The 20,857-nt window shown below is 46.7% G+C and carries 23 protein-coding genes and 1 other RNA gene; 17 read left to right on the top strand and 7 right to left on the bottom strand.

Features of this window, described 5'->3' with window-relative positions; translation table 11 throughout:
* Positions 1–23: 23 nt before the first annotated feature.
* The 3 genes from Q0882_RS03535 to galU all read right to left on the bottom strand — a co-directional run bounded on the left by Q0882_RS03535 (position 24) and on the right by galU (position 4,002).
* Positions 24–1,295: a nucleotide sugar dehydrogenase gene (locus tag Q0882_RS03535; protein WP_299178158.1), complete on the bottom strand. Its 1,272-nt coding sequence runs from the start codon at positions 1,293–1,295 to the stop codon at positions 24–26.
* A 1-nt stretch (position 1,296) separates the two neighbouring features.
* Positions 1,297–2,931, bottom strand: coding sequence for a glucose-6-phosphate isomerase (gene pgi, locus Q0882_RS03530; protein ID WP_299178156.1), 1,635 nt, complete (start codon positions 2,929–2,931; stop codon positions 1,297–1,299).
* 180 nt (positions 2,932–3,111) lie between these two features.
* Complete coding sequence (gene galU, locus Q0882_RS03525) at positions 3,112–4,002, bottom strand: UTP--glucose-1-phosphate uridylyltransferase GalU (protein WP_299178153.1); 891 nt, start codon at positions 4,000–4,002, stop codon at positions 3,112–3,114.
* Between the two features lie 179 nt (positions 4,003–4,181).
* Here galU and Q0882_RS03520 point away from each other — a divergent pair, with 179 nt between their 5' ends.
* The 11 genes from Q0882_RS03520 to Q0882_RS03470 all read left to right on the top strand — a co-directional run bounded on the left by Q0882_RS03520 (position 4,182) and on the right by Q0882_RS03470 (position 12,410).
* A complete protein-coding gene (locus Q0882_RS03520) occupies positions 4,182–4,757 on the top strand; it encodes a TMEM165/GDT1 family protein (RefSeq protein ID WP_299178151.1) in 576 nt (191 codons plus the stop codon).
* Between the two features lie 7 nt (positions 4,758–4,764).
* Positions 4,765–5,139, top strand: a complete 375-nt coding sequence (locus tag Q0882_RS03515) for a CidA/LrgA family protein (RefSeq protein ID WP_299178148.1) — start codon at positions 4,765–4,767, stop codon at positions 5,137–5,139.
* Entirely contained in the window at positions 5,132–5,842 is a 711-nt protein-coding gene (locus Q0882_RS03510; RefSeq protein WP_299178145.1) for an LrgB family protein, read from the top strand. Before Q0882_RS03515 ends, Q0882_RS03510 begins: the two co-directional genes overlap by 8 nt.
* A 152-nt stretch (positions 5,843–5,994) precedes the next feature.
* The gene (zapE, locus tag Q0882_RS03505; RefSeq protein ID WP_299178142.1) at positions 5,995–7,107 is read left to right on the top strand and encodes a cell division protein ZapE; all 1,113 of its coding nucleotides are present in this window, start codon (positions 5,995–5,997) and stop codon (positions 7,105–7,107) included.
* A 369-nt stretch (positions 7,108–7,476) separates the two neighbouring features.
* Positions 7,477–7,905: a 50S ribosomal protein L13 gene (rplM, locus tag Q0882_RS03500; RefSeq protein ID WP_007020850.1), complete on the top strand. Its 429-nt coding sequence runs from the start codon at positions 7,477–7,479 to the stop codon at positions 7,903–7,905.
* Between the two features lie 14 nt (positions 7,906–7,919).
* Entirely contained in the window at positions 7,920–8,312 is a 393-nt protein-coding gene (gene rpsI / locus Q0882_RS03495) for a 30S ribosomal protein S9 (RefSeq protein WP_299178134.1), read from the top strand.
* Positions 8,313–8,580: 268 nt separating this feature from the next.
* Positions 8,581–9,177: a ubiquinol-cytochrome c reductase iron-sulfur subunit gene (gene petA, locus Q0882_RS03490; protein ID WP_299178131.1), complete on the top strand. Its 597-nt coding sequence runs from the start codon at positions 8,581–8,583 to the stop codon at positions 9,175–9,177.
* Positions 9,177–10,424, top strand: a complete 1,248-nt coding sequence (locus Q0882_RS03485; RefSeq protein WP_299178128.1) for a cytochrome b N-terminal domain-containing protein — start codon at positions 9,177–9,179, stop codon at positions 10,422–10,424. The genes petA and Q0882_RS03485 overlap by 1 nt, the downstream gene beginning before the upstream one ends.
* On the top strand, positions 10,424–11,197 hold the full coding sequence (locus Q0882_RS03480) for a cytochrome c1 (protein ID WP_299178125.1): 774 nt from the start codon (positions 10,424–10,426) through the stop codon (positions 11,195–11,197). The genes Q0882_RS03485 and Q0882_RS03480 overlap by 1 nt, the downstream gene beginning before the upstream one ends.
* Positions 11,198–11,282: 85 nt before the next feature.
* Positions 11,283–11,921: a glutathione S-transferase N-terminal domain-containing protein gene (locus Q0882_RS03475; protein WP_299178122.1), complete on the top strand. Its 639-nt coding sequence runs from the start codon at positions 11,283–11,285 to the stop codon at positions 11,919–11,921.
* A gap of 69 nt (positions 11,922–11,990) precedes the next feature.
* Positions 11,991–12,410 (top strand): ClpXP protease specificity-enhancing factor, encoded by a 420-nt coding sequence (locus Q0882_RS03470; protein ID WP_299178119.1) that lies wholly within the window; start codon positions 11,991–11,993, stop codon positions 12,408–12,410.
* 52 nt (positions 12,411–12,462) lie between these two features.
* On the opposite strand, the gene Q0882_RS03465 is transcribed toward Q0882_RS03470, so the two are convergent.
* The 4 genes from Q0882_RS03465 to Q0882_RS03450 are packed head-to-tail and all read right to left on the bottom strand — an operon-like array spanning position 12,463 to position 15,844.
* Positions 12,463–13,047, bottom strand: a complete 585-nt coding sequence (locus tag Q0882_RS03465) for a BON domain-containing protein (protein ID WP_299178116.1) — start codon at positions 13,045–13,047, stop codon at positions 12,463–12,465.
* Between the two features lies 1 nt (position 13,048).
* Positions 13,049–13,639, bottom strand: a complete 591-nt coding sequence (locus Q0882_RS03460) for an SIS domain-containing protein (protein WP_299178113.1) — start codon at positions 13,637–13,639, stop codon at positions 13,049–13,051.
* A gap of 20 nt (positions 13,640–13,659) precedes the next feature.
* On the bottom strand, positions 13,660–14,019 hold the full coding sequence (locus tag Q0882_RS03455; protein ID WP_299178110.1) for a YraN family protein: 360 nt from the start codon (positions 14,017–14,019) through the stop codon (positions 13,660–13,662).
* Between the two features lie 7 nt (positions 14,020–14,026).
* Positions 14,027–15,844: a penicillin-binding protein activator gene (locus Q0882_RS03450; RefSeq protein WP_299178108.1), complete on the bottom strand. Its 1,818-nt coding sequence runs from the start codon at positions 15,842–15,844 to the stop codon at positions 14,027–14,029.
* 36 nt (positions 15,845–15,880) lie between these two features.
* Between Q0882_RS03450 and rsmI the strand changes: the two genes are divergently transcribed.
* The 6 genes from rsmI to Q0882_RS03420 all read left to right on the top strand — a co-directional run bounded on the left by rsmI (position 15,881) and on the right by Q0882_RS03420 (position 20,849).
* The gene (gene rsmI, locus Q0882_RS03445; RefSeq protein WP_299178105.1) at positions 15,881–16,714 is read left to right on the top strand and encodes a 16S rRNA (cytidine(1402)-2'-O)-methyltransferase; all 834 of its coding nucleotides are present in this window, start codon (positions 15,881–15,883) and stop codon (positions 16,712–16,714) included.
* A 31-nt stretch (positions 16,715–16,745) separates the two neighbouring features.
* Positions 16,746–17,095, top strand: an RNA gene (gene rnpB, locus Q0882_RS03440) — RNase P RNA component class A.
* Positions 17,096–17,363: 268 nt separating this feature from the next.
* On the top strand, positions 17,364–17,819 hold the full coding sequence (mraZ, locus tag Q0882_RS03435; RefSeq protein WP_299178103.1) for a division/cell wall cluster transcriptional repressor MraZ: 456 nt from the start codon (positions 17,364–17,366) through the stop codon (positions 17,817–17,819).
* A gap of 21 nt (positions 17,820–17,840) precedes the next feature.
* Positions 17,841–18,779 (top strand): 16S rRNA (cytosine(1402)-N(4))-methyltransferase RsmH, encoded by a 939-nt coding sequence (gene rsmH / locus Q0882_RS03430; RefSeq protein ID WP_299178100.1) that lies wholly within the window; start codon positions 17,841–17,843, stop codon positions 18,777–18,779.
* The gene (gene ftsL / locus Q0882_RS03425) at positions 18,779–19,153 is read left to right on the top strand and encodes a cell division protein FtsL (RefSeq protein ID WP_299178098.1); all 375 of its coding nucleotides are present in this window, start codon (positions 18,779–18,781) and stop codon (positions 19,151–19,153) included. Before rsmH ends, ftsL begins: the two co-directional genes overlap by 1 nt.
* On the top strand, positions 19,146–20,849 hold the full coding sequence (locus tag Q0882_RS03420) for a penicillin-binding protein 2 (protein WP_299178096.1): 1,704 nt from the start codon (positions 19,146–19,148) through the stop codon (positions 20,847–20,849). The genes ftsL and Q0882_RS03420 overlap by 8 nt, the downstream gene beginning before the upstream one ends.
* The last annotated feature ends 8 nt before the right edge of the window (positions 20,850–20,857 follow it).

Raw genomic sequence — 20,857 nt, 5'->3', positions numbered from 1 at the left:
GCTCTGAGCACGGCCTTGAGGGGTTATCTGCCTACCCCATAATATTTGAACCCACTATTAACTAACAGTTCTTTATCAAGAAGATTACGTCCATCTATTATCAATGGATTGATCATTAGCTCTTTCATCTTGTCGAGATCGGGAGACCAGTACTCTGGCCAATCAGTTAGAAGCAGGAGGGCATCACTCCCCTTTAGTGCGTCATAGCTATTATCGCAGTAGGTTAATGTAGAGTGATCACCGAAGTATTTTTGGATATTGCTCATTGCCTCAGGGTCATGAACCTGAATTTTGCAGTTTTGTGCAAGTAGAGCGTCAATGATCTTAAGGCTGGGGGCATTATCAATACTCGCAGTCCCAGCTTTGAAAGAAAGTCCCCAGATCGATATCGTTCGTTTCTCTAGGTCGCAGTCGTAGTGGCGCCAAAGTTTTCTGAAGGGCTGCTCTTTCTGTTTTTCATTTTCAGTTAACACCGTGTCGAGCAGTTTCGAGTTTCGGGTTTCTGACAGCAGTTCTGAAAGTGCTTCGATATATTGTTGAAAATGAAGCCCCCCAAATCCGCAACCAGGATGCAGGTAGTGAGGGCCAATACGTGGATCAGTGATCATGGCTGCACGTATCACTTCAATGTCTACATCGAGCTGGTCTGCTAAGTTTGCTAGTTCATTAATATAGCCGAGGCGAAGCGCGAGCATCCCGGTATTGGCGAATTTGGTGAACTCGGCTTCTTTGCTGGTCATCAGCAACCATTGAGTCGTAACCTGACTAAAGGGACGAAATAGCGCTTTAATATTCAGCATCGCCCAGTCATTTGTGCAGCCAATAATATATGTTAGTGGGGTTTTGTAATCTTGCAGCGCTGTTCCTTCAGCCAACATATTTGGAATATAGCTTATGACCTGATTGTTACATGCGTCTAGCCGGTTTTGTAGCCGGTCGGTGCTACCAACACCGAAATTAGATTGGTTGATAATAAGAAGGTTGTTTGAATGTTTTGCACTCAGCCGAGCAATCAAGAGTTCTGCTGTACCAAATTGATCCGGATTTAAGGCAAGGATGTGGACCGAGGCATGGTTTATACCAAGCTGATCTGTTCCCATTGCCAATCGTCCGGTCGCTTTGGTTTCTGTTAGTAATTGCTCAAGCCCCGGCTCATTGCTAACTTTAAATTCCGTTTCAACCTCGTCCGGTAGCTCGTGCTCATTATTAACCAGCACTACGTGATTTCCGCTCTCGGCCAGCGCTGCAGCAGAGGTCCAGGCAAGTAGTTCATTTCCCCAAATTGTAACTTTCATGCTACGCGCCTCGTTCTGCGATTCTGTTTAATAACCCATTGGTTGAGCTGTCAAAGGTCGGTTGGGCTTTTTCGGGGCTCAATGCGCTAAGTAGTGAGGTTGCTACTGTCTTACCGAGTTCTACACCCCACTGATCAAATGGATTGATGTTCCAGATGACGGATTGTACAAACACTTTGTGTTCATACATGGCGATAAGTTGCCCAAAGGAGAATGGATTAAGCTCATCAAGCATGATGGTTGTACAGGGTTGGTTGCCTTTGTATCGCTTAAATGCGGGCGCGTCAGCTGCTCCTTCCAAGACAGAATCGCCCAAAGAAAGAATGCGCGACTGGGCGAGGCAGTTTGCAAGGTTAAGCTGGTGCTGATGTTGTAACTCGGGATTATCTGTGTCGTGGTATCTACGAGCAGCAACGATAAAATCACACATAACTGCCTCGGTTCCCTGATGTAAAAGTTGGTAGAACGCGTGTTGGGCATTAGTGCCCACTTCCCCCCATAGGATGGGGCAAGTTTTGTAATTGATGGCGTTACCCTGTCGATCAACTGACTTGCCATTGCTTTCCATCTCTAACTGTTCGAGGTAAGCGGGGAGGGGGCTTAGTCTGCCATCATAAGGGAGAATCGCGTGGGCATTGATATGAAGAAAATTGATATTCCAGATGCCGACCATCGCCAATAAAACGGGTAAATTTTCCGCTAATGGAGCTGTGCGGAAATGCTCATCCATAGAGTGAGCTCCTGAAAGAAATTCCCTAAATCCTTTCATGCCTAGCTGCATAGCAATAGGTAAACCGATGGCAGACCACATGGAGTAACGTCCTCCGGTCCAATCCCAAAACTCTAACTGATTGCTTTTAGGGATGCCCCACTCTTTTGCTTTATCTGGGTTTGCTGAAACACCGATAAAGTGACGGGATACTAAGGTTTCTTCACTGGCGGTACTGCTTGATTTTTTAAGCCATTTTTTGGCTGTTTGTGCATTTGCTAGAGTGTCTATCGTGGTAAACGATTTAGATGAAATGACGAACAGTGTGCGCGCAGGATTTAAAGAGTTGAGTAATTCTGCTAATTGGCTTCCATCCATCGATGAAACAAAGTGGATCTTAATGTTCTGTGCTGTATCTGTTTGGTTTTCTGAGAGGGCTTTACATGCCATAAGTGGCCCCAGATCCGAGCCACCCACACCAATATTTACAACAGTATCAATCGGATGCCCTGTAAACCCCCGCCATTGCCCGGAATGAACTCTGTTCACCATGCTTTCCATTCGTGCAAGGTTGTTATGCACATCCTCGATAATGTTTTTGCCGTTGATGGATAGGGATGAATTGGCAGGTGATCTAAGGGCAGTGTGTAGTGCGGGCCTGTCTTCGGAATCGTTTACGTGTGCTCCATTGAAGAGATTTTTAATCCATTCGCAAAGGGATCTCTCTTCGGCTAATTGAATCAGAAGAGTTAGGGACTCTTTGTTGATGCGCTGCTTCGATAGATCGAGTAACAGGTTGTTTTGAGAAAAAGTGAAGTTAGAAAAGCGCTCCGGCTCGTCAGTAAAAAGACTGCTGATGTGAGTCTTTGACATGCTATAAGCATGAGATTTCAGGTTTTTCCATGCTACCGAGTTGTTTGCGGGCATCAGGTCTTCCTTGTGGGAGCGTTTCGCTAAATGGGTATTTTAACTGCTATTTTAGTGGCAGGTAAAAATCTCTCCAAGAATAAAAAGGTAAAATCAGTGGTGTTGTTTGTTTAATTATTTGGGTGCAGAGGCCAGAGCTATACACATGTGTTTGGTGTAAGAGAACTCCTCGTGCCGCATTTAGAGCTTAAGGTCTTTGATAAAGGCCTTCAGGCTCTCGGCTGTTTCATCATGTTGCAGGCCATAAATAATATTGGCTTGAAGATATCCAGTTTTGTTACCGCAATCGTAGGTTTTGCCGCTCATGTGAAAAGCCTGAAGTTTACCTTCGATTAGGTAATCAGCCATAGCGTCTGTGAGTTGTATTTCGCCACCTGCGCCCGGCTTTGTATCTTTAAGGAGTTCCATGATGCGAGCGGGGAGGATGTAACGACCGTTGATTGACAGGTTTGATGGGGCTTTGTCTACAGCTGGTTTTTCCACCATACGGGATATATCTGCTGACTCTCCAGAGGATATATCTTTTCCAGAACAATCAACTACGCCGTATCGATCGACATGCTCCATAGGAACAGGTTCCACCATGATCTGCCCACAGCCAGATGAGTGGTAGGCTTCTACCATCGAGGTGAGATCAGCTCTATCCAATCCGTAGCTGTTGATAAGCATATCGGGGAGTAGCACAGCAAAGTCTTCATTACCAATAATTGGGGCTGCGCATAGAATAGCGTGGCCTAAGCCAAGTGCTTTATGTTGACGCACTACTGTAATAGAAACAGCAGAAGGAAGAATGTTGCGTACTGAGTCAAGAATTGTGATTTTGCCTTTTCGCTCTAGTTCAGATTCCAGCTCATAATGGCAATCAAAGTGGTCTTCAATGGATGCTTTTCCCGAACGGGTAACCAGTACAATGTCTTTGATGCCAGCCGCAACGGCTTCTTCAATAACATACTGGATAACTGGTTTATCAACGACAGGCATCATCTCTTTAGGAATAGCTTTGCTCGCTGGGAGTACGCGAGTACCCAAGCCTGCTACCGGAATTACAGCCTTTGTCACAGATTTTTGCATCCTGAGTCGGTCCTTGTTGAACGGTGGGAAATAATGAGATGGATATTATCACTTATTGGTTGCAGTAATAAAAATCTGGATAAAATCTCGTTTCGATAGATATTGGGATTTAGCGTTATTTTTGTTTAAACGGGTTCAGGTGTTAGGATGCCTCACTGTTTTTTTTGGTTGGATTTTCTATGGATGCGTTTGAACCGTTTGTTAAGGTTTTTCTGCTGATCTTTTTTGCTGAATTCGGTGACAAAAGCCAGTTGGTCTGTATGACGTTGTCGACTCGATATCGGCCGGTGTCTGTGCTTGTTGGCAGTATGGCAGCATTTTCGGCCCTGAATCTGTTGGCTGTTCTTTTTGGTGCAACGATTAGTCTATACCTACCGCAGGCTATTATTTTTGGTTTGGTGGGGATGTTGTTTCTGTTGTTTGGAGTTCAGTCTCTGTTCGCAGAAGATGATGAAGACGAAGGTGAGCTTAAAATGGGTAAGCACCTTTTTCTTTCGGTATTTATGTTAATTTTCCTTGCAGAGTTGGGAGATAAAACTCAGCTATCCGTTGCGGGAATGGCTGCGGTTGAAAATGCCTGGGTTGTTTGGTTGGCAGGAACATCAGCGCTATTCGTGACCAGTGCTCTGGGAGTAGTGTTGGGTCGGGTACTCATCCAGAGAGTATCGATACTTTGGATCCATCGTGGTGCTGGTGTTCTATTTATTGGATTTGCTTGTGTGGCTTTTTGGAAATTAGCTCAAATAGTGGCGTGAGGTGCATATGGTTCAGGGGTTTCTGATTCTTCTGGCTTGCCAGCTTTGTGGTGAGCTGACTGTTACACTGTTAAATGTCCCTGTTCCTGGTTCAGTGGTAGGCATGGTCCTTCTGCTTATTGGGTTGATGATTCGGGGTGAAGTGCCAGATGGTCTGCGTACAACAGGGGAGGGGCTGCTGAGACTTTTACCTTTACTTCTTGTGCCAGCAGGTGTGGGTTTGATGACTCACTTTGCTCTACTGTCTGAATATTGGGGAGAGCTTATCATATCGCTGTTTGTTAGCACTTTGATAACCATGTTTACGGTTGCGCTACTGTTAAAGCTTCTCTCAAAAGAAAAGGTAGCTGTCGAGCATGAAGGAGGAGGTGTTGATGACTGATCTTTGGGGGCACTTTCAAGCTTTTCCTGTACTCTGGCTGGTTGTGACGTTACTTGTGTTTCTCTTCGCTTCCTGGGTCAATGCTAAAGCGGGTAAAACACCTTTTCTGCATCCTGTATTGGTTTCTTTGACGTTAATCATCGTAGTTTTGAAATTCACTGAGACAGATTATCCGACATATATGCAAGGTGGGCAGTATATTCATCTGCTTTTAGGTCCGGCAGTTGTCGCTTTAGCTATCCCGCTTTATGAGAATCTGGCAACTGTTAAAAGATTACTGTTCCCGCTGCTGGTGGGGTGTGTTGTTGGAGCGATTGTTGCTGCGGCCTCAGCAATCATGATAGGGGTTTTGTTTGGTTTCAGTGATCAACTGTTATTAACCATTGCTCCTAAGTCTGTAACGTCCCCGATTGCGATTGCGGTGGCTGAAAAGATGGGTGGTTATCCATCTTTGTCTGCTGGGCTTGTTCTGATTACTGGGGCGATGGGGTGTTTGATAGCACCGTTCGTTTATCGGGTGTTAGGTATTAAAGATGAATCTGTAAGAGGGTTTGTGCTTGGGGTGGGAGCGCATGCGATGGGGACAGCATTTGCATTTGAATATGGAATGGTTGCTGGCGCCTTTGGTGGTTTGGCGATGAGCATGACCGGAACATTCACTGCTTTCATGCTACCACTATTAATGCCCATTCTGGGTTTGTAATGTGATATCAATTATCAGGTCGTAATGATCTCAAATCAGTGTTTAGACCTCTTGTTGTAACAGTATTTCCTCCTTTTGTTGCATTTGCTAAATAGTACTTTCGCCGGTAAAGTTCGCGCAGGTTAAAAAGCAGATCAAACTGGCGCTCTCACATGACTCCATTAGAAAGATATAAGCAAGACCTAAAGCGGGAAGACTTTTCATATGATCCGGCCCAAGAGATGGCTGTAGAGCATTTGCAACGTCTTTATGAAGATCTTGTCTCCTCGCAAAAGGAGGCTCCTAAAGTCGGGCTAATGGGGCGTCTTAAGAGTAAGCTCAAGAAGCCTGATGTGAAAGAGCCTGTGAAAGGGTTGTATTTCTGGGGCGGGGTTGGTCGTGGTAAGACCTATCTGATGGATACTTTTTATGACAGCCTGCCGTTTGAACAGAAGATGCGTACGCACTTCCATCGTTTTATGCAGCGGGTTCATACTGAGCTAAAAGCGTTGGATGGGACGGCAAACCCTCTGGTGGAGATCGGTAAAAAATATGCTCAAGAAACAAGAATTATCTGTTTTGATGAGTTTTTTGTAACTGATATCACAGACGCTATGATTCTGGGCGGTTTGCTGCAAGAGCTATTTAATAACGGTGTGGCGTTGGTTGCTACTTCTAATATAGTACCGGATGGTCTGTATAAGGATGGCTTACAGCGTGCGCGTTTCCTACCAGCGATTGATATGTTGAATCGCTACACTGAGGTGGTAAACGTTGATGGTGGTGTGGACTATCGTTTGCGAGCCTTAGAGCAGGCGGAGCTTTATCATTATCCACTGGATGCTGCAGCGGACGAGAGCTTAAACCGAAGTTTTGAAAGTCTTGCGCCAGATCTGGAAGAGGTAGTTGAGAACGAGGTTCTGGATATTAACGGACGTGATATGCAGACGCGTCGATGCTGTGAAGATGTCGTGTGGTTCGATTTTAAAGAGATCTGTGAGGGGCCACGTTCCCAAAATGACTACATTGAGTTGGCTAAAATTTTTCATGCTGTAATGGTGGGCAATGTGCCGCAGTTGGGGCGCTCAAATGATGATGCTGCACGCCGTTTCATCAATATGGTTGATGAATTTTATGACAGTGGTGTAAAGCTGATTGTCAGTGCAGAAAAGCCGATCCATGAGATCTACACTGAAGGGCGTTTGGAGTTTGAGATCGAGCGCACACAGAGTCGTCTGCTGGAGATGCAGTCGCATGAGTATCTGGCTCGCGAGCATAGAGCTTAAACTGAGCTACGATTAATGTTTTAGAAAAAATGCGCCGTTATGGCGCATTTTTTTCGCGGCTAGCGACCCAATGGGCATGCAAGTACATACTCGCTGCGAGTGCCCAAGGGCATAGCAAAGTAGTTCCAGCAGAGGTGCTTCCATTGTAGAAGGCGCGTCTCGCGTCGAGTTTTTTGGTTTTCGTGTTGTTTATTGGTTGCGGGCCTGAGTGTCGATAAGTATAATGCGCGCTCCCAAGTTTAGCTGTGTTTAAATTTTGGGCAAAAGCGAGTTGTCATGAAGAGTTTCGGGCAACAAATAATTATAAGTCAGATCGGGCGGTTTTTTAATAAAATCAACGAGATCTGAGCCAAGAAAAAGGCTATACAGATGAAAACATTCGTCGCTAAGCCAGCCGAAGTAAAACGCGACTGGTACGTTGTTGACGCAGAAGGTAAAACTCTGGGTCGTCTGGCTACTGAAATTGCACGCCGTCTGCGTGGTAAGCATAAGCCAGAATATACTCCACACGTTGATACTGGTGACTACATCGTAGTTGTAAACGCTGAAAAAGTGGGCGTTACAGGTAACAAGCGTAAGGATAAAACTTACTACCACCACACTGGTTTTCCAGGTGGTTTGAAAGAAGCTTCTTTCGAAAAAATGGTAGAAACTTTCCCTGAGCGCACTATCGAGCTGGCTGTTAAAGGCATGCTGCCAAAAGGTCCTCTGGGTCGCGCTATGTACGCAAAGCTGAAAGTATACGCTGGTGCAGAACATCCGCATCAGGCTCAGCAGCCTAAAGAACTGAACATCTAAGGGGAAGGAAAATCATGTCTACTACACAGTATTACGGTACAGGTCGTCGTAAAACTTCTACTGCTCGTGTTTTCCTGCGTCCAGGTACAGGTGCAATCACTATCAATAACCGCACTATCGAAGAGTACTTCGGTCGTGAAACTGCTCGCATGATCGTTCGTCAGCCACTAGAGCTGACTAACAATCTGGAAGCTTTCGACGTTGTTGTTACTGTAAAAGGTGGCGGCGGCTTCGGTCAGGCTGGTGCGATTCGTCATGGTATCACGCGTGCGCTGATGGAATATGATGAAACTCTGCGTCCTGCATTGCGTGAAGCGGGTTATGTAACTCGTGATGCGCGTATGGTTGAGCGTAAGAAAGTGGGTCTGCGTAAAGCGCGTAAGAAGCCACAGTTCTCCAAGCGTTAATTCGATTTTTCGCAGAGAAATCTGGATTCAAAAAAAACGCCTGTCCCATTGCTGGGGTGGGCGTTTTTTTTGCACTGCACCAAGTCAATACTTTGGCCTAAAGAACCCCTTTTATTCAGTAATTCACCTTGTAAGAAAGGGGTAATTTCATTACTATTTGGGCCATTTTGAAGATACATGTTTCCGTAGCTTTATAATTCTTAGCGGCCAGAGTATTTCTGCACCTGCAGAAATATAAAATAAGGTCGATTGAGGGGAGATAATCTTAATGAGCAATGATGGCGTGAATAAGGGTCGGCGCCGTCTCCTAGTTGGTGCTACATCCGCAGTTGGTGCGGTAGGTGCTATAGGAGCAGCAGTCCCATTCGTAGCTTCCTGGACGCCAAGTGCTAAGGCAAGAACTGCCGGTGCACCTGTCAAGGTCGATGTAAGTAAACTAGAGCCGGGTCAGCAGATGGTTGCAAGCTGGCGTGGTAAGCCTGTATGGATTGTTCGCCGTAGCGAAGAAGCCCTGGCTAACCTGGCTAAGTTGAATAACTTACAGGATCCTAATTCTGAAAATGTGGCACAGCAGCCTGAGTATATTCCTCAGACGCCTGCGCGTTCCCTGCGTGATGATATCGCAGTGCTCGTGGGTATTTGTACGCATCTGGGTTGTTCTCCAACATACCGCCCAGAAATTGCGCCTGCTGATCTGGGCGCTGATTGGGTAGGTGGTTACTACTGTCCGTGCCACGGTTCCCGTTTCGATCTATCTGGTCGTGTTATGAACGGCTCCCCGGCTCCAAGTAACCTAGTGATCCCACCTCATCATTATGAGAGTGATAGTGTGATCATTGTTGGTGTAGATCAGGAGACTGCATAATGGCTGGCACACGTAATAAAGGAAACCCAGGTATCATGGGTTGGATCGATGATCGTTTCCCAGCGACGGCAATGTGGGAAGATCATCTGTCAAAATACTACGCTCCAAAGAACTTCAACTTCTGGTATTTCTTTGGCTCCTTGGCACTGTTGGTGCTAGTTAACCAGATCCTGACAGGTATCTGGCTAACTATGTCTTACAATCCTTCTGCGGAAGGTGCGTTTGCGTCTATTGAATACATCATGCGTGATGTCGAATACGGTTGGTTGCTGCGTTATATGCACTCCACAGGCGCATCTGCATTCTTTGTGGTTGTTTACCTGCATATGCTGCGTGGCATGATGTACGGTTCTTACCGTAAACCTCGTGAGCTGGTATGGCTGTTTGGTATGACAATCTACCTGGCGCTGATGGCTGAGGCTTTCATGGGCTATCTGCTTCCATGGGGCCAGATGTCTTACTGGGGTGCGCAGGTAATTGTCTCTCTATTTGCTGCAGTTCCAGTTGTTGGTCCTGATCTTGCTGAATGGATCCGTGGTGACTACCTGATCTCTGGTATTACACTGAACCGTTTCTTCTCATTGCATGTTGTTGCATTACCAATCGTTCTGCTGGCTCTGGTTGTTCTTCATATCATTGCTCTGCATGAGGTAGGTTCTAACAACCCTGATGGTGTTGAGATCAAAGAGAATAAGGATGAGAACGGTGTACCTGTTGATGGTATCCCTTTCCACCCTTACTACTCTGTAAAAGATATTGTCGGTGTGGTTGTGTTCCTGTTTGTTTTCTGTGCAGTAATCTTCTTCTTCCCTGAAGGAGGTGGTTATCTGATTGAAGCGCCAAACTTTGAGCCGGCTAACCCGTTGAAAACGCCTGAACATATAGCTCCTGTTTGGTATTTCACTCCATTCTACGCCATGCTGCGTGCGATCCCGCCAATTGCTGGATCTCAGTTCCCAGGCGTTGTCGTAATGGGTGGTGCTATAGCAATTCTGTTTGTACTGCCTTGGTTGGATCGTAGCCCGGTTAAATCCATTCGTTACAAAGGTATGATCAGTAAAGTGATGCTGGTTATCTTCTGTGTAAGCTTTGTAATCTTGGGTTACCTAGGTGTGGTTGCATCTACACCAACTCGTACTCTGGTGGCTCAGATCTGTACTGCGCTGTATTTCGCATACTTCTTCCTGATGCCGTTCTACACCAGAATGGAGAGCACTAAACCGGTTCCAGAAAGGGTGACAGGCTAATGAAAAAGTTTTTAATTGCATTAGTAATGGCAGTGCTGCCTCTGGCTGCAAATGCTGCTGGTTCGAAAGGCCACCTGGATAGCATGGATGTTGATCTGCATAACCAAGCATCCCTGCAGCGTGGTATGAAAACGTTTGTAAACTACTGCTTAGGTTGTCACTCTGCTGAGTATCAGCGTTATGAGCGGGCTGCAATTGATCTGGGAATGGATTCAGAGCTGGTTGCTGAGCACATGATCTTTGGTGAGCAGAAGGTTGGTGAGCAGATGACTATTTCCATGTCAAAGAGCGATGCTGCTAAATGGTTTGGTAACCCTCCACCAGATCTGACTCTGGAAGCTCGTCTGCGTGGACCAGATTGGTTATACACCTATCTGCGTAGTTTCTATGCTGATGACTCCCGCCCTTGGGGTGTTAACAACGCTGTATTTAAAGATGTTGGTATGCCTAACGTACTAGGCTCCCTTCAGGGTGTGGTGACAGCTAGCTGCTCTTGGGATGATATGCATGCTCACGGTATGCGTGGTGAGGGTATTGATCCTCTGACTAATACCCCACTGAATAACTGTGCATCCGTAGAGGAAGGTACTGGTGAGCTGTCTGCAGAAGAGTTTGATAAGGTAGTTTATGACCTTGTTAACTTTATGGTTTACATGGGTGAGCCATCTAAGTTGGACTCGCAGCGTATAGGTACTTATGTGTTGATCTTCCTATTCCTCTTCTTCTTCCTGGCATACGCTCTGAAGAAAGAGTACTGGAAAGACGTGCACTAATAGCTTTGTGATATAATCACAGGGATTCTGGCGCGGCCTCTTTAAAAAGGGGCCGCGTATCTGTTTTTAAAAAGGGGTATTGTTAATGGGTGTCGTGGCTAAACGTTCTTCCATGTCCTTCTACTCAAATGGCGAAGACCAGTATAGCCATCGAGTGCGTATAGTACTGGCGGAGAAGGGTGTTGCTGTAGAGATTCATGATTGTGATGAGAATGATCTTCCTGAAGATCTAACTTCTATGAATCCGTACAACAGCCTGCCAACCTTGTTAGACCGTGATCTGGTTCTTTATGAGCCAAATGTGATGATGGAATACCTTGATGAGCGTTTCCCGCATCCTCCGTTGCTTCCGGTCTATCCAGTTGCGCGAGCGGAAAGTCGTTTGTATATGTACCGCATTCAGCGTGATTGGTGTGATCTGGCTGATCAGATTATTGAAGCGGCTATGGCTGATGATGAAGATCGTGCTGAAGAGGTGCGTCAATCGCTGCGTGACAGCTTGGTGACAATTTCACCAATTTTCGCTGAAAAGCCATATTTTATGAGCGAAGAATTTACACTGGTTGATTGCTGCCTTGCACCTCTGCTTTGGCGTTTGCCTCTACTGGGGATCGACCTTCCAGAAGAGCAGTGTAAGCCGTTGTTCAAGTATATGGAGCGTCTATTTGAGCGTGAGTCATTTCAGCTAAGCTTATCTGAAGCTGAGCGTGAGATGCGCGATTAACGGAATGCTTGTGTTAAAAAAAGGGATGATTTTTCATCCCTTTTTTATTTTTAAAATTCTGGAGTGTGTATGAAGCCGAGTCGACCATATATCCTTAAGGCGCTTTATGATTGGCTTTTAGATAGTGAGCTAACGCCGCACCTGTTGGTAGATGCAGAGAACGGGGAGGCGATCATTCCTGTTCAATTTGTAGAGAATGGGCAGATTGTTCTCAATATTAATCCGTCAGCAGTAAGAAACTTCTATGTGGATGATCTGGGCATCTCTTTTAATGCCCGCTTTTCCGGTCAGCCGATGGATATCTTTGTCCCTATGAGTGCAATTCTGGCAATTTATGCGCGTGAGAATGGACAGGGGATGGGATTTGGAGCTGAACCAGGTGCAGAGGCTTATCTTGCTACGGCAGATGAAAGTGAGGCGAAGAGTGATGAGGGTGACGAAGCGCCTGTGGATAAATCCTCAAGACCTGCCTTAAAAGTAGTCAAGTAGAAACATTTAGGCCGCTTTTAAAGTTAAAAGCGGCCAATTCTGATAAGTCTATTTATCGTTGCACGTATTCGAATACCTTAACGATTTTCTCTACGCCGGTAATATTGCGAACGATGTTGATAGCGACATCAGCCTCCTGTGGATTGACTAACCCCATCAGGTAAACAGTGCTGCTATCGGTCACAACTTTAATTCGAGAGCCTTCTACATTTCCGTTCGTCAGGAGTTCGGCTTTCACTTTGGTGGTTAACCAAAGATCATTTGATCTGGCTAGGGCTGAGGAAACGCCGGAAATCTTGATCTCGTTGTGGATCTTGCGAACCTTTCGTACCTGGCTGACGATTTGTTCGGCTTCAGATCGAACCGCATCACTGGGTGCCTGCCCTGTTAGCAAAACAACACCGTTATAGCTGGTTACGCTGATGTTAGAGGCTTCCATCTCTGAAGAGCCTTTCTTAAGGTTTACCAGTGAAAGCGTCTCAATAACTTCATCATCGATATAGGAGCCAACGGTTCTATGGCCCGGGTCTTCCTGTATGGGGGTTTCTCGACCGGCACCAATTAGATCTGAACAGCCGGATATAAGGACTGATAGCCCAAGGCCGGCAATTATCGCAATACTTTTCATTTTCAGCATGTTATTCGCTTCCAAAGAGTTGGTAATCAATCAAATCGCACAATGCATGAAGTACGAGGAGCTGGGCATGGTGGACAAGTGCCTGATCATCACTGGGGATGCAGATCTCGATCTCCTCCGGACTGAGCAGGGCTGTAATATCACCTCCATCGGATCCGTTTAGAACGATTACGGTCATATCGCGGTCATGAGCTGCCTGGATCGCTTGTACTAAGCTACTGGAGCGGCCGTGTGTGGTGATAAGGAGTAAGATATCGCCGGGTTGACCTAATGCATGTATCTGTTTGGCTTGTGCGTCCATAAAGCTACTGTCTTCACAGATCGCACTCAGGGTAGCCCCATCAGAGTTGAGGTTTATTGCTGGGAGGCCGGGGCGTTCATGACTGAATCGGTTCATCAGCAGTGATGTGAAATGTTGCCCGAGTGCGGATGAGGCACCGTTTGCGCAGCAGAGAATCTTGCTTTCGCTTACAAGACAGTGCAGAAGTAGCTCACCTGCATGGGCGATGAGCGGGGTGTATTGTTCAATGGTGATCGCATTAATCTCCATTGAGTTGTGAAACTGGCTGACGATGCGGTCTTCGAGTTCCATGCTGTCCTTATTTATGAGCCTTAAATTCTAAAGGCATCTTTATACCATAGTGGCTCGGAAGGTGCTGCATCATATTCGTATGCAATGACATCAAAACGGCAACTATTATTATTGTATTGAGGGTTTTTCTGTAGAAACAGTTGAGCTGTTTTAATGATTTTGAGCTGCTTTGAGGGTGTGACTGATCTGGCTGCTCCACCATAGTTCCGATTTCGTCTGAGTCTCACTTCTACAAAGACTAAAGTGTTTTTGTCCAGCATGATGAGGTCAATTTCACCTAGTCGGCAGCTAAAATTTCGCGCAATGATTTTCAGTCTTCTCTCTTTGAGAAATTGTTCTGCGTATTTTTCGGCGTCCTTGCCGATCTGTTGTCGGTCCATGAGATATTTACTCTACCAGTTGGGGGGTTCCATCTTTGTAGCGAGCCCAGAGAAGCGAGCGTGCTATCAGGCCATTTTGATCGATCTGTATCGTGCCTGTTTCGCCTTGAATTGCGGTTCCGGGGATAGAGCTCAATTGGCGAAGGTAGGGATAGATTCGATATGCATCCAAGCCGAGTGCATATAAGCGGCCAAACCGACTGTTTGTATCGGTCCGTTGTTGTGAAATGAGTAGTTTGTCTTGGGAGGGTGGTTTCAGATTCCACGGTGTATCAAGAAAAAGAATGTTATTCAGATCCTGATCAAGCACAGGATCGCTGCTGCCACTGTAAATATGTGAGGTGGCGTATGTGGGTAGATCGCCTGCAAAATTGAATGCAAGGATGGGTGCCAGTTGCCGTGCGTCATTTGGAAGGGCTGTAATCACAATGGCATCAATATCTTGTCTTCTATACTCCTCGAACTCAAATTTTGCTTGGGTGATCTGACGGAGCTTTTGGTAGCGTGCCTTGCTGTTATCAGTGGCAACCAGGCGGCTGATGTTAGTGGAGTATTCACTAATTTCTGAGAAAGTGCTTTCACTGACAATAGAGCCGCCGAGTTCTGCAAAATCTACTTTAAATGCCTGTGAAATTTTGACTCCCCACGCTGTATCAGGGGTGAGAATGGCTACATTTTTGGCACCATCATTCCAAACTCTTGAGGCTATCTGCTTCGTCTCGTCCTCTGCGGATAAACCAAACTGATAAAGCCCTTCGCGTCCAGCAGCGTCGGAATAATTGAGAGCAAGAATGGGTATGCGGATATGATTGTCCGATGCGAGGGCTGTGACTCTTTTCTTATCAAGCGGTCCAATAATAAGGTCAATGTTTTGCTCATCTACAATGGCGGATAGTTGGATGGGAGTGTTAATGGCTTCTGAGTCAAGGAATAGAAGCTCTGGTTTTTGACTGCTGGATGGTTCCATGCGGAGGTGGGCCATCAATATGCCCTCTCTGATGGCAGCAGCAGGGCGGGCTAATTTTCCCTTGTTGGGAAGTAATATTGCAATCTTGTGCGCTTTGAGAGTTTCTTGTCCAAGTCCCGTCAAAGATGAGGGTGGCAGAATCCGTGCTGGGTGGGCCTCCCATAATAGAGACCAGTTTTCAATGGCTTGATGCTGGGTATCAAGTTGTTTGTTGTGAGTTATTTCGTTAATGAGCTCAAGCCAGCCTTGTACATAATAGCTGTTCTCACCGCTTTGGAGTTGCATCGAGAGGTCTGCGGGAGAGGTATTTAGCAATGTGCTCCAGATCTGGTCATGTATCTCTTGTTTTGTACTTTCTGTCTCTATTAGAAGGCCGAGCTGTATGAGCGCTTTGGCTTTGCTTAGCCATAGTTCTTGCTGTTGATAGGCCTCAGAGCGGGTTTGCAGGATGGTTATTTTCTGCTCCCTTGAGAGGGGGGCGGTGCTGATTTGCTGTAGTTTGTCCAATTGGCGGATGGCATCCTCAGGACGAGATTGTTCCAGAGCGGTAGCGCTTTTTAACAAGGCTATCTCAAAGCGTAGGCTCGGGGGGAGCAGGCTAATATCGATAAGTTCCAGTACCTGGCTGGCTTTCTCCTTTTGACCCAGTTCCATAAGAAGGGTGGCCGCTTTGGCGCGCAGTTCTGCTGAGGCAATTGGTTTTGCCTGGGTGGCTTTGCTAAGTAGTTTTTCAGCCTGGAGCTGTTTCTGTTCAGTCGTGGATAGTTGTGGTTTGTAGGTGTTTGTAGGTGTCGAACAGCCAGAAATTAATGTGCATAGCATTATGGCTATAAGAGACAAGCGCCACTGAAATTTCATATACTTCACAGCCCAAATTTGAGGATGGTATCGAAAATGTTAGAACCTGCACTGTATGTTGTAGCGACTCCTATCGGAAATCTGATGGATATGACGCCGCGCGCTGTAGAGGTTTTGCAGCAGGTTGAGCTGATTGCTGCAGAAGATACTCGGCATAGTGCAAGGTTGATGGCGCACTTTGGCATCGATACCCGCCTTGTTTCCGTTCATGAGCACAACGAACATCAGCGAATTGAAACGATTGTACACCAGTTGCAATCTGGTGCCAGTGTTGCGCTGATTTCTGATGCGGGTACTCCGTTGATCTCAGATCCGGGCTATGTGGTGGTAAATGGTGTGAGGGCGCAGGGGTTTCGTGTCGTTCCTGTTCCGGGTTGTGTGGCTTTTATAGCAGCGCTGTCTGCTGCGGGTTTACCGACAGATCGGTTCGTTTTTGAAGGATTTTTGCCGCATAAAACAAGTGCACGTAAGCAGCATATGAAGTCGTTTGTCGATGAGCCCAGAACGATTGTTTTTTATGAATCGCCGCATCGTATATTGGCGTCCCTCAAGGATATGGAAGAGGTATTTGGCGGGGAGCGGGTTGTGGCTGTTGCGCGTGAGCTGACAAAAACTTATGAAACGATTCGCTCAGACCGTTTGTCAGATCTGATCCGGTGGATGGAGAGCGATAGTAATCAACAGCGTGGTGAGTTTGTCGTATTGGTGCATGGGGCTATATTAGAGGGTGGGCCTAAGTTGGATGCAGTGGCACTGCATACGCTTGATATTTTGCTGGCTGAGTTGCCGGCTAGTCAGGCCGCTTCATTAGCTGCAAAGATAACGGGATTGAAGAAAAAAGTGCTCTATCAGGCTGCCTTGGATCGCTAACTGTCTTTGGCTCTGGTAGAATCCGCGCTGAGGAGTTTGCCAGGCAATCGCTGTTCCCTTTGGGAGTGGAGGAAAGTCCGGGCTCCATAGGGTAGAGTGCCAGATAACGTCTGGGCGGCGCGAGTCGACGGAAAGTGCAGCAGAAAATATACCGCCTAAGCATCTGAGATGCCGGTAAGGTTGAAATGGTGCGGTAAGAGCGCACCGCGTGGGTGGTAACACTCCACGGCATGGTAAACCCCACTCGGAGCAAGACCAAATAGGGTTCCTACAGGCGTGACCCGCGCTGGAACCGGGTAGGTTGCTTGAGGTGTATGGTGACGTACATCCCAGATGAATGATTGTCCGTGACAGAACCCGGCTTATCGGCAAACTCCTCAAAATTTTTATGCTTTGTGTTCATGTTTATTCTCGGTCTGATCTTTTTCTAATATCTGCTTAAAATCTCTAATTCCTTGTTTTGTAAGGTGTCTTTTAGATGGCACTTGTTTGCTGCTATCTCCTGTATGTATTTCCCTAATAAACCCCTGATTTAAACAGCCTCTGAGTACTGAATCTGCCTTGCTTTAGTTGGGGTTAGTTTCTATAGTGTGCTCTAGTGGGATAAAGTGGGTAAAAGTGGGTTTTTAGGGGATTTAAGGGCGAAATAATGTTCAGAGGTGTCAATCAAATCAATCTGGATGCGAAGGGGCGCATGGCGATCCCGGCACGTTACCGTGAGAAGATCACGGAATGCTGCAGCGGACAGCTTGTGGCTACGATTGATACTGAGGAACGTTGTCTGCTCCTGTATCCATTAGAGGAGTGGGAAGCCATTCAGGAAAAAATCGAAAGTTTACCGAGCTTTAATCCTGCTGCGCGTAGGATACAGCGGCTTTTGATTGGTCATGCAACTGATCTCGAAATGGACGGAAATGGCAGGTTGTTGCTTCCTGCTCCATTGCGTGATTATGCCGAGCTGGGAAAGAAAATAGTGTTGCTCGGTCAGGGTCAAAAATTTGAAATCTGGAGTGAATCCAGATGGTTGTCCACTCGTGAAGAGTATCTTCGTGAGGTGGAGGGTGGCATGGCAATGCCAGAAGAGCTACAGAATCTGTCGCTATAAATTTGTTGAGATAACGTACTGATGAGCCAGGAATTTAAACATATTACTGTTCTGTTAAATGAAGCAGTGGATGCTTTAGTGCAGGATGCCTCTGGTTTTTACGTGGATGGTACGTTTGGTCGTGGAGGTCACTCTGCGCTGGTTTTAGAGCAACTTGCATCTGATGGCACTTTGATGGGGATTGATAAAGATCCGCAAGCTATCTCACATGCTCACGAGCGTTTTGCAGAGGAATCTCGGTTTTCGATTGCGCATGGTAGTTTTGCGCAGTTACAGCAGTTTGTCACTGACCGCGGAATGCAGGGTAAGGTCGATGGCATTCTTCTGGATCTGGGTGTTTCGTCGCCACAGCTTGATGATGCGTCACGCGGGTTTAGTTTTCTGAATGATGGTCCGTTGGATATGAGAATGGATACCACTTCAGGTGAAAGTGCTGCTGATTGGATTGCGCGAGCTGATGAGAAAGAGATTGCTGATGTGATTTACACCTATGGCGAAGAAAGGTTTTCGCGTCGTATGGCAAAGGCAATTGTAGCTAAACGCGAAGAATCGCCCATTACTACTACGGGTCAGCTATCAAAAATTATCGCGGAAGCCAATCCTGCTTGGGAACGGGGAAAGAACCCCGCAACACGTGCATTTCAGGGTATTCGTATCCATATCAATCGGGAGCTCGAAGATCTGGAAGCCTGCCTTGATCAGGCGCTCGATATGCTGAAGGTTGGAGGCCGTCTGGTGGTGATCAGCTTTCACTCGTTGGAAGACCGTATCGTGAAACGCTTTATACGCCATCATGTAAAGGGGGATGAACACCTTCCTCGCGGGATTCCGGTGACAAACGAAATGCTGAAAATTCGTTTGAAAAATGTTGGTAAAGCTGTCAAAGCCGGTGCTGATGAGACGTCTGACAATGTCCGTGCCCGCAGTGCCGTGATGCGAGTTGCTGAAAAGGTGGTTTGATGCTGGCGGGGTTCTGGCAGAAATTTAAACCTGAAAACGGTGAACCTAAGGCTGAAGCCAGTAAGGAACTAGCTGAGGGGAAAATTTATAGCTCTGAGGAGTTAGTCAGACCGTTTCTGATAATTTTTCTGCTTGTGGTAGTTGTTGTGCTTTCCTGTCTGACGGTTGTGACCAGCGCTTTTGAGTATCGTCAGTTATTTCATCAGTATCAGGGGTTGGTCCAGCAGCGTGATGAATTGCAGGTTGAATGGGGTCAGTTGCTTTTAGAGCAAAGTGCTTGGGCGGCAAATAATCGGGTGGAACAGCAGGCAATTAAGAAACTTGGTATGCAGGTTCCAGAAGTTAATCAAATAGAGATAGTCAGGCATGAGTGAATCAGCTGAAGCTTCAGTGGGGAAAGGTTGGCGCCTCTGGTTGGTGTTGACTCTGCTGTTGCTTGTGGCCGTTGGGATTACCGCCCGAATGCTCTCTCTATATGTGACAGAACAGGAGTTTCTTCAGACTCAAGGGGATGCTCGCTCCTTAAGGACTGTTCAGGTTCCCGCTCACAGGGGCATTATTACTGACCGCAATGGTGAACCATTGGCGGTGAGTGCGCCGGTTGCAACGATCTGGGCTGATCCAAAAATGACGGACTTACAGCATGATAGCCTGGGACGGCTGGCTGTTTTATTGAAGACCAATAAAAAGAGATTGAAAGCCCGGTTGGCGGAAAATCGTTCAAGACGCTTTCTATATCTGCAACGACAAGTGTCGCCTGAGCTTGCGGAACAGATCAGGGGATTACGCATCCCGGGTATTCATATCGACAGGGATTATAAGCGTTACTATCCGGCTGCGGAGGTGACGACCCATCTGGTTGGATTTACTAATCTGGATGGGCAGGGGCAGGAAGGGTTGGAGCTTGCTTATGAGGATTGGCTTAAGGCTGAACCTGGGCGTCAGCTCGTCATGAAGGATCGTTTAGGACGAACGATTAAGCATCTAAATGAAGTTAAGCCAGCACAGCATGGCAATGATATTGAGTTAAGTATCGATCTGCGCCTTCAGTACCTGGCTTACCGGGAGTTAAAGGCGGCGGTTAAAGCACATAAAGCTGATGGTGGTTCACTGGTGATGTTAGATGCTGCAACCGGTGAAGTTCTTGCGATGGTTAATCAGCCATCCTATAACCCGAATGACCCAAAGCAGAGGGTCTCTTCTGCTTTGAGGAATCGTGCGTTAACCGATACTTTTGAGCCTGGGTCTACGGTTAAGCCGATGACCGTCGCAGCTGCATTGATGAGTGGGCAGTACACGCCTGAGACGATTGTGGATACGGCGCCTGGATATTTGAAAGTTAAGCGTAAAACAATCCGTGATCACCGGAATTACGGTGAGATAGATGTGTCGACCATTATTACTAAATCGAGCAATGTCGGGGTGACAAAGCTCTCATTAAGCTTGCCTGAAGGTTCTGTTCGTAATCTATATCAGAACTTAGGGTTAGGTCAGGCAACTGGGATCGGATTTCCAGGAGAAAGCACGGGTTACCTGCCTTATCTGAATCAGAGGCAGCAAGTTGAAAGGGCAACGCTTTCATACGGTTATGGACTATCAGTCACCCCTTTGCAGCTGGCTCAATCCTATCTGGCATTAGCGAATGACGGAGTGCTTAATCCGGTCAGTCTTATCCGTCAAAATGAGGCTGGTAAAGCGGTTAGGGTGATGCCTGCGGATGTAGCGGTTGATGTTCGGGAGATGATGGAGACAGTGATCAGTGTTAAAGGGACAGGGCGAAGAGCTGCTGTAGCTGGTTATCGAGTTGCGGGTAAAACCGGCACCGTTCATAAAGTGGGTCGTGGTGGATATATCGATGACCAGTATGTCTCAACGTTTGCAGGGCTTGCGCCTGTGAGTAATCCGCGCTTGGTAACAGTGGTTATGATTGATAACCCTAAAGGGCAGGAGTATTACGGCGGTGAAGTGGCTGCACCGGTTTTTTCAAGAGCGGTGGGTGGTGCATTGCGATTGATGAATATACCACCGGATAACTGGCCTGATGTTAATAAACAGGTCGTACACAGATAGGATCTGAA

This window comes from uncultured Neptuniibacter sp., assembly GCF_947498015.1.
GTDB lineage: Bacteria > Pseudomonadota > Gammaproteobacteria > Pseudomonadales > Balneatricaceae > Neptuniibacter.
This window is presented reverse-complemented; position numbering and strand designations above follow the sequence as displayed.